The sequence below is a fragment of the Alkalibacterium sp. m-11 genome, from assembly GCF_054658155.1.
This window is the reverse complement of the sequence record NZ_BAAGIR010000019.1, coordinates 16,879-27,291: the sequence shown is the minus strand read 5'-3', so window position 1 is coordinate 27,291 and position 10,413 is coordinate 16,879. Positions and strand designations below refer to the sequence as shown.

Genomic DNA, 10,413 nt, shown 5'->3' with positions numbered 1-10,413 from the left:
AAAAGTCAAGTAATAAGCATAAAAATGTGAAAAAATTTAAAAAAAGAAAATAAGTGGAGGGAAAACTCAAAAGAGAAAACCCTAAATCCACTTATATAGAGCATCTATAGTTTCCTAGGTGTCTCTTATAATAAAAGGAGGAATCGAGTGAAAAAACTACTCAAGTATATTGGTATACTTTTAGGCATCATTTTATTTATCTGGTTTATTCTATTCCTTTTTCCGCTGACTTCAGATAGTGAACGAGCATTTTTTGAAGGAGATGAAGGCACATTAGTCATTGCTCATCGTGGAGGACTGGATCATGCCCCTGAAAATACGCTGGAGGCATTCAGTTATGCCCGAACCATAGGTGTAGATATCCTAGAGTATGACGTTTTCATAACTGCAGATGGCGAACTGGTGGCTATTCACGACGAGACAGTCGACCGTACAACAGAAGGAACAGGCCGTGTGAATGAGATGACTCTGGAAGAAATTCAGTCCCTGGATGCAGGCTACCACTTTCAAAATGAGTCGGGGGAGTATGAATATAGAAATACTGGAGTATATATTCCGACAGTAGAAGAAGTATTCCAGGAGTTCAGCAATGTGAGACAGCTGATTGAACTGAAAGCAACGAATGATCCAAAGCACTATGAAGAAATGATCCAGGAAATGTGGCGACTGATCGAAGAATATGATATGCATGAGACGGTTCTGATAGCTAGTTTTGACCACGAAATCAATCTAAGATTTAATGAAGTAGCTGACGGGTTAGTGGCTATCGGTGCAGGCGAGAAGGAAACGCGCCAGTTTGTTACTCTGCATAAGGCTTTTCTGAATCTGGTCTATCAGCCAACAGCGGATGCTTTTCAGCTACCTGTCGAACAGGAAGGTTTTAACCTTGCTGATTGGAAACTGATCAGAGGAGCCGAAAACAGAGGGATGGATGTCTACTACTGGACAATCAACGATGAAGCCACTATGAGAGATCTGATTGATCTTGGTGCACATGGCATCATGACAGATGATCCTGAATTACTGATCGATATTTTAAATGAAGATTGACATTAATCGTCTTGAAAGGATTGACTTATGAAGATTACACTATTTGAAACAAGTGACATACACGGCTACCTTTTCCCAACGGACTATCAGTCACGACGTCATGAAGCGACTTACGGACTGTTCAAGATTGCCTCACTACTTAAAAGTGAACGTGAGAAACTTAATGGACCGAGTATTACGATTGAAAATGGGGATCTGATACAGGGTTCGCCTTTTACACATTATGTGGTAAAGGAAAAGAAAGAAGCGACTGTGGTGATGGAAGCGGCCAACGCCTGTGGATTTGACATAGGAGTCATTGGAAACCATGAATTCAATTATGGTCTGGACTATCTGAACAGTGCGGTCAGGAGTGCAGACTATCCTATACTTAGCGCAAATATCCTTAACGATAATGGCGAACCGGCTTTTGGTCAGGCGTATAAAATTATCGAAAAAGAAGGCGTTAAAATAGCCATACTTGGACTGACCACCCCTTATATCCCTAACTGGGAACACCCTGAGAACTACGAAGGCCTTACATTTGTTTCTGCAGTTGAGAGTGCGAAGAAATATGTGCCTTATTTAAAAGAGCAGGCCGACGTTGTAGTCGTAAGTTATCATGGCGGTTTTGAAAAAGACCTGGAGACAGGAGAAGAGACGGAAATACAGACCGGAGAGAATGAAGGCTATGCTTTGCTGCATGACGTAGAAGGAATAGATGTGTTGCTCAGCGGACACCAGCATAGGGTCATTGCTCAGAAAGTGGGGCAGACCGCAGTCGTTATGCCCGGGGATAAAGGAAGATATTTAGGAAAAGTGACATTGGACATTGAAGAAGCTGACGGACAGTACACCCTGATCGATGCCATACCTGAACTTCTGTCGACGGAACAGGTGGATGTAGATGAATCGACCGCTGATGCGTTCAGATCAGTAAATGAAGAGGTAGAAGCATGGCTTGATCAGCCAATCGGAAAAGTCGAAGGAGATATGACGATTTCGGACGTGGAAGCCGCTCGCCGTATAGAACATCCTTATGTGGAATTTGTAAATAAGGTTCAGATGTATTATGCGGAATGTGACATTTCAGGTACGGCTCTTTTCAATAACCAAGCTAGAGGATTCAAAAGAGAAGTAACGATGCGAGATGTCGTCCTGAATTACATTTATCCGAACACGCTGGCTGTACTGAAAGTAAGTGGAAAAGATCTGAAAGCGGCACTAGAGCGGTCGGCAACTTACTTTGAACTGGATGAAACCGGGGACATCATCGTCAATCCGTCATTTATGACACCGAAACCCCAAATGTACAACTATGATATGTACGAGGGCATTGAGTATACGATCGATGTGGCAATGCCTCAAGGGGAACGGATCGTTGAATTTTCCTATGAAGGGAAAGACATCATACCTGAAGACAGCCTGGAGATCGTTATTAATCAGTACCGAGCTGTAGGCGGAGGCGATTACGACATGTTTGATGCCTCTAAAATCATCCGCGAGGTCACGATCCCTATGAATGAGCTGATGGGAGACTACTTCAGTCAGTTTTCACCAATCAAGGCAGAAGCCAACCGCAACTTCAAAGTAACCGCATCAAAGTAATCAGAAAGTAAAAAAGACACGAGACGAGTCAGGTCCTGATTTAACAAAGGAAATGACCGTTACCGTGTCTTTTTTTACTTAAAATATCTGTAGTCTACATCTGATCCTTGTTGAACTGGTCTTCAATTGTATCAGGTTCAACATGAACATCAGTATGCATGATATCATATTTTTCATACAGCACTTCCTCAATCATTTCAGTCACATCATGTCCCTCCTGAACGGTCATCATCCCGTCCACCAGGATCGTCACATCGACATAGGTATTAGCCCCGTACATCCGTGCTTTAATTGTCGCAACTTCTTTCACATGAGGCAGAAGAAGAATCTCATTTTTATATTCCGTCAGATGTTTATCTTTGAACCCGTCAGATAAGGAAAAGCTGCTGTCCTTGAATACTTCTACACCTGTTTTGATGATGATGAGTGATACGATGACAGCCATTACTCCGTCAAGCCAGCCCCAGCCGAACGAAGCTCCTGTGATGGCAATGGCGGTAGCTGAACTGGTCAGGCTGTCTGCCAAGTTATCTTTGGAGACAGCTTTAAGGCCTGCACTGTTAGCTTTATTTGCCAGAGACAGATTGAATCTGTAAAGGAGATACAATACAATCGCACTTGCGACAGATACAATGGCAGCTGACTGATCTGGAGGCGTGATTTCTCCACTGATTATTCTTACAATACTGCTCTGAAGGACTTGAAACCCGACAAACAGCATAATGAAGGAAGTGATCAGACTGGCGATCGGTTCAGCTTTCCAGTGCCCATAAGGATGATCGGAATCGGCTGGTTTTCGTGCAGTCTTGAGTCCTATTAGGACAGTTACTGAAGAGACGACATCGGTAAGGTTATTGAACCCATCAGCTGAGAGAGAGGCGGCATTCAGAAAATAACCGAGCAGAACTTTTACCAGAGCTAGAATGATATACACACTGATGCTTACTCGAGCTCCGCGTTCGGCAAGTTTTACTCTATTGTATTTATTGGGCATATTTTGTTCCTCCATCTTTTTAAACAGATCCTACTTATAGTATATAATGGTTCGGAACTTTTCAACAACAGGAGCTTCCTTTTTAACAATTACTTATTTTTTAGGACGGACGAGAAACCACACTATTTAAATTTAAAAATAGGTATAGAGTAATGTGAAAAAGGATGATCTCTTTTTCCAAAAAATGTGGAGATTATTGTAAACTGACTGGAGAATGGTCAGCTGGATTAGTATAAGGGAATAGGAAGTGAATGTCTTTTAGTTGAAGGGTTATGGTCCACTGAGATGGAAATATAAGTTGAGTGGTGAGTAGTTGAGGGATTAGTGCCCACTGAGATGGAAAAATAAGTTGAGAGGTGAGTAGTTGAGGGATTAGTGCCCACTGAGATGGAAAAATAAGTTGAGAGGTCCATAGTTGAGGGATTAGTACCCACTGAGATGGAAATATAAGTTGAGTGGTCAGTAGTTGAAGGGTTATGGCCCACTGAGATGGAAAAACCAAGTGAGTGGTCAATCTGACACACAACCAAGAAAGAACGCAATCTGGCAACCGCCAGCGGCTGGCAATATAATCGAACAAAAAACCCTTTATTAGTCAGATGACAAGCTAGTTGTCTATAACTAATAAAGGGTCGAATGATTTAACGATTACTTTAACCAGGCGATACTACCATTCGTTGATCGACTGGCGTTCACCTTTAAAGTTGTTTTTCTTCTGGTGACGTGAAGCCAGAACAGATTCCACATCATCTACTGTGACACCGGATTGATGGAGAAGGACACCTAAATGATACAGCACGTCGGCCGCCTCATTCCTGATTTCTTCCTTATCTTCATTCTTGGCACCGATGACTAGTTCAAAGGATTCCTCTCCGAACTTTTTACTGATCTTATCAATACCCTCGTTGAGAAGATAATGTGTATAAGATTTTTCATCAGAAGATGTCGCACGATTTTTTACCATGGCTTCAATATCCCGTAAGGAGAAGGAAGACGCAAGGTTGAAACAGCTGTCGCTGCCTGTATGACAAGTAGGGCCAGCTGGATCGACCATAATTAGAAGAGCATCATCATCACAATCCAGATACATGTCAGTGATGTACTGCATATTCCCACTGGATTCGCCTTTTTTCCACAGTCTATCTTTTGAACGGGAGAAGAACCAGACGACTTTTTCCTTCTTAGTGAGTTCAAACGCTTCTTCGTTCATATAGCCCATCATACGGACTTCTTTCGTGATATGATGCTGTAGGATAACCGGTAGCAATCCTTTTGAAAAGTCAGGTTTAAGTGTAGTGTAATCAGACATGTCTTACAGGCACTCCTTTCGAATCGCATAGATCTTTCACTTGCTGAATGGATACATCCTGGTCATGGAAAATGGAGGCAGCCAGTCCAGCTGACACATCTGTCTCCAGGAAAAGAGAGATGAAATCTTCGGCACTGCCGGCACCGCCAGAAGCGATAATTGGAATGGTGACTTCTTTCTGAATGATGGAAAGAAGTTTGTGATCAAAGCCGTTCTGCATGCCGTCGTAGTCCATACTTGTGACCAGCAGTTCGCCAGCTCCACGACGTTCGACTTCTTTAATCCAGTCAATTGTCCGGATATCCGTACGCTGCTTGCCGCCATGAGTGTAGCAGAACCAGTCCTGCTTATCTTCTTCCCATTTCGCATCGATGGCAATACAGATGCATTGGGCACCGAATTTTTCGCTTGTTTCATTGATCAGATCCGGATTTTTAAGCGCGGCCGAGTTCAGACTGACTTTATCTGCACCGGCGTTCAGTACAGCAGAAATGTCTTCGATGGACTTCAGTCCGCCTCCGATTGTCATAGGGATGAACAGTTCTTTTGCCGTTTTACTGATAACATCGAGCATTAATGCATTACCGGTCTGAGTTGCTGAAATATCAAGAAAGACAAGCTCGTCGGCACCGAGCGCATTGTATCGTTTCGCCAATTCAACAGGATCGCCGATTTCCCGCAGTCCTTTAAACTGGATTCCTTTAACGACCACACCATCTTTTACATCCAGACAGGGGATGATTCGTTTCTTTATCATTTAATTGATGCCCTCCCAGAATGTAGTCGTATTAGCTGCTTTTCCAACGATCGCAGCTTTGACACCTGCTTCTTCAAGCTGGTTCATATCTTCAAGACTTCTGATCCCTCCAGAAGCAGTGACTGGGTGAGGGGTTGTTTCGACTAATGCTTTTGTCAGTTCAAAGTTAGGTCCCTGCATTTTTCCATCTTTTGAGATGTCAGTATAAATGATTCCGCCTAGTTTCAAGGAAGCCGTTTCCTCAGCTACATCAAAAATCGTACGGTCCATCGCCTCAGTCCAGCCATTGACAGCCACCTGATCTTTCTTGGCATCCAGGCCGAGATAAATTTTCCCTGGATATTGTTCAGTCATTGTTTTGAGCCACTCAGTATCTTGAAGCCCACGGGTACCCACTATGACATAAGAAGCCCCGTTTTTTAAATAATAATCGATTGTTTCCTGTTTACGAATGCCGCCACCGATTTCAACAGGGCGTTCGCTCGTTTGAATCAGATCTTTAATAAAAGCTTCCTCTGCAGGTTTCTGATGAAGGGCACCCATCAGATCGACAATATGAATCCGTTTCACCTGCTCGAACTGATTGTAGAAGGCGATGGCTTCCTGAGGGGTACGAGTCATGACTTCTTTCGTCCCGTAGTCTCCTTCAGTCAGTCGGACACTTTCGTTATCGATCAGATCAATCGCCGGCCATAATTCTATCATTTGATGTACCCGCCTTTCAGTGCCTGATCAAGAATCTGAAGACCCTTGTCGCCACTTTTTTCCGGATGGAACTGAATGCCGATGATGTTGTCTTTCTGAACAATAGCTACCACATCGTCCTCATAAGTCGCTTTTGCCACGACATTTTCTTCCGTATGGACTTTATATGAATGTATGAAATAGACGTCTTCATTCAGAGAAGCATTTGGCGCATCCAGTTTATTCCAGCCCAAGTGAGGAACAGGCAGCTTGCAGGTCATCTTCTTGACTTGGCCAGGAAGAAAATTCAACCCGTTGACATTTCCTTCTTCACTGTGTTCGAAAAGCAGCTGCATGCCTAAGCAGATACCGATAAACGGCTTGGTTTCCTTCAATTTTTTCAGCTCAGGAATCAGATCGAGTTCATTTAAACGGGTCATGGCATCTTTGAAATGACCGACACCGGGAAGGATGATCTGGTCAGCCTGTTCCAGCTCTTCAACATCGTGAGTAACTTTCACTTCATAGCCCAGATAAGTCAAGGCGTTAGTCAAATTGGCAATGTTTCCTAGTCCGTAATCGACGATCGCGATCATGCTTCGATCACTCCTTTCGAAGAAGGCAGTCTGGAAACAGAGGAGTCGCTGGCTGCCTGACGTAGAGCCTGAGCATAAGATTTGAAGAGAGACTCGATTTCATGGTGCGTATTGCCGCCTCTGATCAGATCAAGATGCGCCGTCAGACGGGCATTGATCGTCAGCGCATAAAAGAATTCCTTGACCAGCTGAACGTCGAAGGTACCAACGGTCTGGCTGGAAAAATCTGCTTCAAAGTGCAGGTAAGGACGTCCGCTGACATCAATGACTGTTCGAGTCAGTGTCTCATCCATAGGAACATAAGCCGTACCGTATCGCTGAATGGATGACTTGTCTTCCATCAGTTCAGCAATTGCCTGTCCAAGCAGGATACCGACATCTTCTGTAGTGTGGTGATCATCAACATCTGTGTCGCCATCCACTTTAAGGTCGATGACATAATGACCATGAAACGCAAACAGATCCAGCATATGGTTCAGAAAGCCGACGCCAGTATCGATATGCGACGCTTCAAGTCCCTTGCTGATAGTCAACTCGATAGAGGTTTCTTTTGTCTTGCGTTCTTTAGTTATGGTCATTGCGCTTGTCTCCATTCTTTTAAAATAGTCTGCAGATCCCTTAGCTGCTCTTCAGTAGCAATGGAATACCTGACGATCTGTCTTAATGCAGGATTGTCGGATTCTGGATACATTCTTGGTAAAAACCCGCGTTCGACAATGTGTTCACTCAAATCGACAGCTTTTTCTCCGTAGGTAAAGATGAAGTTAGTCGAACTGTCCAGGATATCGATCACATCTCCGACTTCGTCCTGGAAAATCTGTTTTAGTTTTCTGGAAAGGGTACGGTTCAATTCAATGAATTTATCCAGACGTTCAGTCTGGTTGAGAAGATAGTTGGCTACGTTAAGAGAAAATGTGTTTAACGGATAAGGGTGGGCAATTGAGTTGAGAATGCCCATCGTTTTTTCTGTAGAAATAGCGACACCTACACGCAGACCTGCCAAGCCGTAAACCTTACTCAAGGTTCTTAGACGGATGACATGATCGCCTTCAGGATAAGTTACTTGATCTTCAATAAATTCTCCATAAGCCTCATCAATAATGAAATAACCGCCAGCTTCTTTCATAAGAGCTGAAGCTTGTTCGACGAACTCTGAAGGATGAAGCGTACCGAATGGGTTATTCGGCTGTGAAAAGATAAAGACAGAAGGATTTAATTCCTTGATCTTCTTATAGACTTCTTCGTAATCGAAGGTCCAGTCGTCAAGACAGTTGATTTTTGTCAGTTTACGTCCGAACTGCTTGGCATATTCTTCATACATCACAAAGTCTGGATCCAGTACAAGAACAGGCCCGTCACCAAGAACGATCATTGCTTTCTGTATCCATTCATCAGACCCGTTTGCAAATGAAATCAGATCAGGATCAAATCCATTGTATGCTGCATAACTCTTCTGAAGTTCCACATACTCATCTTCTGCATATTGATTAAAGTGCGTGTCTACAGCGATTTTTCCTATTTCTTCTTCGCTGAGTGCGCGGTAAGGACTTTCGTTTTTATCTATTCGAATCATTTGAGATCCTCCCATCTGCTGGCTAATGAATCATAGTGAGCATTCAGTTTTTCTTCTTCGGCCATGCGCATGCCTCCCGGTGCCATGGTCATGAATGTCCCTTTTTCTAAAGCAATAATTGAGTTTGTTCTTAAGAAATCATTTACAGTCAGACCATTGCTGAATCGAGCAGTGCCTCCAGTAGGTAGAACGTGACTTGGACCGGCAATATAATCTCCAATGGCTTCAGGCGAATAGTCGCCGATAAACAAAGCACCAGCTGTGGTAACGCGGTCGACATAATCAGCTGCATCATTAGTCTGAATCGAGACATGTTCGCCTGCAATCAGATTGATGATATCGATTGTTTCGTCTCTAGATTCAGTCAGAATATTAAAGTGATGATTTGCCAGACTTTCTCTGATGATCGACTCACGAGGCTGTTTCTTAAGCCCTTTCTGAACCTGACCATAAATTTCCTGAAGTTTAGCTTCATTCTCGCTTACTAAAAATGTTCTAGCTTCAACATCGTGTTCAGCTTGAGCGAGGATGTCGAAAGATGCCCATTTTGCGTTGGTGCTTTCATCAACAGCGATGACTATTTCACTTGGGCCTGCAATTGAATCGATGCCCACATCGCCGTAGACAAGCTTCTTGGCCAAAGCAACATACTGATTGCCAGGACCAACAATTTTATCTACCTTAGGGATCGTTTCAGTTCCATATGCAAGGGCTGCAATAGCCTGTGCGCCGCCAACCTGAAAGACACGGTCAACGCCTGAAATGTGACATGCAGCAAGAATAGCTGGATGTACACCATCAGTTTGAGGCGGAGTAGTCACGATGATTTCATTTACACCAGCTACTTTCGCAAGAACAGCCGTCATTAAAACGGTAGAAAGTAAAGGCGCAGTTCCTCCAGGCACATATACACCGACACGTTTGAGAGGATGTACTTTCTGAAATAATTCCTTTCCTGCACTATCTGATAGCTTAATGGAAGACTGATAACGTCTGATATTGTCATGGGCTTCCTCCATAGCATGTCTCAAATCATCATCTATGGAAGAAACGGCTTTTTCCAGTTCAGACCGAGGAATTTCAAGCTCATCGATGTCCACGTTATCGAACTGACTGCTGTATGATTTAAGAGCACAATCTTTGTCTTTCTGAACAGACTGGATAATATCCATGACCGATTGCGTTTTCGTCCAGTCCACACTATTGATCGTTTTAAATTTATCTTTAAATGACTGAGCTGTGTACATCTAAGCACCTACTTTTTTGAATTGATTGATGATTGACTGTATTTCAGTATTCTTAGAAAAGAATGCATGCTTGTTTGAAATAAGGCGTGCATTGATGTCATCAAGACGAATCTGTTCTTCAAGACCATTGTCTCTTAGAGTCGTACCTGTCTGAACGATATCCATGATGGCATCGGCCATGTCGATTGTCGCGGCCAGCTCAACTGAACCTTTTAGATAGATTATTTTAACAGGCTGCATAATAGAATCAAAGTAATTTTGAGTAAACTGTACATATTTTGTAGCTACAACTGGATAGACATCCTTAGGTTCTTTAGCTGCCAGTGCAAAGTGGCAGTAGCCGAACGGCAGATCCATCAGATTATTGATGTGTCTGTTCTGTTCGTACAGGACATCACTTCCTGTTATGCCCAGATCAGCGACGCCTTCTTCCACATAAACTGGAACATCTTCACCTTTGACCAGAAGAAATCTCACTGAGTCGGTGTGCACAACTAATTCTCTTGACACTGATTCGAGTGCATCGCTCCAGTTGGTCATGTCGATGCTTTTTAAAAATGCTATAAAGTCTTTCAGCTGTCTTCCTTTTGATAAAGCTATAGTAATCATCTCTTGC

General features: G+C 43.2%; 11 protein-coding genes. 2 read left to right on the top strand and 9 right to left on the bottom strand.

Translation table 11 applies throughout. The features are described 5' to 3' along the window. Positions 1-147 precede the first annotated feature (147 nt). Entirely contained in the window at positions 148-1,050 is a 903-nt protein-coding gene (locus ACYQ2O_RS03845; RefSeq protein WP_346025304.1) for a glycerophosphodiester phosphodiesterase, read from the top strand. Positions 1,051-1,077: 27 nt separating this feature from the next. Continuing rightward, positions 1,078-2,637, top strand: a complete 1,560-nt coding sequence (locus tag ACYQ2O_RS03840; RefSeq protein WP_459796026.1) for a bifunctional metallophosphatase/5'-nucleotidase — start codon at positions 1,078-1,080, stop codon at positions 2,635-2,637. A gap of 94 nt (positions 2,638-2,731) precedes the next feature. On the opposite strand, the gene ACYQ2O_RS03835 is transcribed toward ACYQ2O_RS03840, so the two are convergent. The 9 genes from ACYQ2O_RS03835 to hisG form a co-directional block, all read right to left on the bottom strand. Beyond that, entirely contained in the window at positions 2,732-3,631 is a 900-nt protein-coding gene (locus ACYQ2O_RS03835) for a cation diffusion facilitator family transporter (protein WP_346025305.1), read from the bottom strand. Between the two features lie 667 nt (positions 3,632-4,298). Further along, on the bottom strand, positions 4,299-4,940 hold the full coding sequence (gene hisIE, locus ACYQ2O_RS03830) for a bifunctional phosphoribosyl-AMP cyclohydrolase/phosphoribosyl-ATP diphosphatase HisIE (protein WP_346025306.1): 642 nt from the start codon (positions 4,938-4,940) through the stop codon (positions 4,299-4,301). Then, the gene (gene hisF / locus ACYQ2O_RS03825) at positions 4,933-5,697 is read right to left on the bottom strand and encodes an imidazole glycerol phosphate synthase subunit HisF (RefSeq protein WP_346025307.1); all 765 of its coding nucleotides are present in this window, start codon (positions 5,695-5,697) and stop codon (positions 4,933-4,935) included. The genes hisIE and hisF overlap by 8 nt, the downstream gene beginning before the upstream one ends. Further along, entirely contained in the window at positions 5,698-6,402 is a 705-nt protein-coding gene (gene hisA, locus ACYQ2O_RS03820) for a 1-(5-phosphoribosyl)-5-((5-phosphoribosylamino)methylideneamino)imidazole-4-carboxamide isomerase (protein ID WP_346025308.1), read from the bottom strand. Then, positions 6,399-6,977: an imidazole glycerol phosphate synthase subunit HisH gene (hisH, locus tag ACYQ2O_RS03815; protein ID WP_346025309.1), complete on the bottom strand. Its 579-nt coding sequence runs from the start codon at positions 6,975-6,977 to the stop codon at positions 6,399-6,401. Before hisH ends, hisA begins: the two co-directional genes overlap by 4 nt. Next, complete coding sequence (gene hisB, locus ACYQ2O_RS03810) at positions 6,974-7,555, bottom strand: imidazoleglycerol-phosphate dehydratase HisB (protein ID WP_346025310.1); 582 nt, start codon at positions 7,553-7,555, stop codon at positions 6,974-6,976. The genes hisH and hisB overlap by 4 nt, the downstream gene beginning before the upstream one ends. Further along, the gene (locus ACYQ2O_RS03805) at positions 7,552-8,550 is read right to left on the bottom strand and encodes a pyridoxal phosphate-dependent aminotransferase (RefSeq protein ID WP_459796024.1); all 999 of its coding nucleotides are present in this window, start codon (positions 8,548-8,550) and stop codon (positions 7,552-7,554) included. The genes hisB and ACYQ2O_RS03805 overlap by 4 nt, the downstream gene beginning before the upstream one ends. Continuing rightward, entirely contained in the window at positions 8,547-9,797 is a 1,251-nt protein-coding gene (hisD, locus tag ACYQ2O_RS03800; protein ID WP_346025312.1) for a histidinol dehydrogenase, read from the bottom strand. The genes ACYQ2O_RS03805 and hisD overlap by 4 nt, the downstream gene beginning before the upstream one ends. After that, positions 9,798-10,406, bottom strand: coding sequence for an ATP phosphoribosyltransferase (gene hisG / locus ACYQ2O_RS03795; RefSeq protein WP_346025313.1), 609 nt, complete (start codon positions 10,404-10,406; stop codon positions 9,798-9,800). Positions 10,407-10,413 lie beyond the last annotated feature (7 nt).

Excerpts from the sequence above, each read along its gene's own strand:
- hisG (WP_346025313.1), bottom strand. The coding sequence starts at position 10,406 with ATGATTACTATAGCTTTATCAAAAGGAAGACAGCTGAAAGACTTTATA.
- hisF (WP_346025307.1), bottom strand. The coding sequence starts at position 5,697 with ATGATAAAGAAACGAATCATCCCCTGTCTGGATGTAAAAGATGGTGTG.
- hisD (WP_346025312.1), bottom strand. The coding sequence starts at position 9,797 with ATGTACACAGCTCAGTCATTTAAAGATAAATTTAAAACGATCAATAGT.
- ACYQ2O_RS03840 (WP_459796026.1), top strand. The coding sequence starts at position 1,078 with ATGAAGATTACACTATTTGAAACAAGTGACATACACGGCTACCTTTTC.
- hisB (WP_346025310.1), bottom strand. The coding sequence starts at position 7,555 with ATGACCATAACTAAAGAACGCAAGACAAAAGAAACCTCTATCGAGTTG.
- hisIE (WP_346025306.1), bottom strand. The coding sequence starts at position 4,940 with ATGTCTGATTACACTACACTTAAACCTGACTTTTCAAAAGGATTGCTA.
- ACYQ2O_RS03835 (WP_346025305.1), bottom strand. The coding sequence starts at position 3,631 with ATGCCCAATAAATACAATAGAGTAAAACTTGCCGAACGCGGAGCTCGA.
- hisH (WP_346025309.1), bottom strand. The coding sequence starts at position 6,977 with ATGATCGCGATCGTCGATTACGGACTAGGAAACATTGCCAATTTGACT.
- ACYQ2O_RS03805 (WP_459796024.1), bottom strand. The coding sequence starts at position 8,550 with ATGATTCGAATAGATAAAAACGAAAGTCCTTACCGCGCACTCAGCGAA.
- hisA (WP_346025308.1), bottom strand. The coding sequence starts at position 6,402 with ATGATAGAATTATGGCCGGCGATTGATCTGATCGATAACGAAAGTGTC.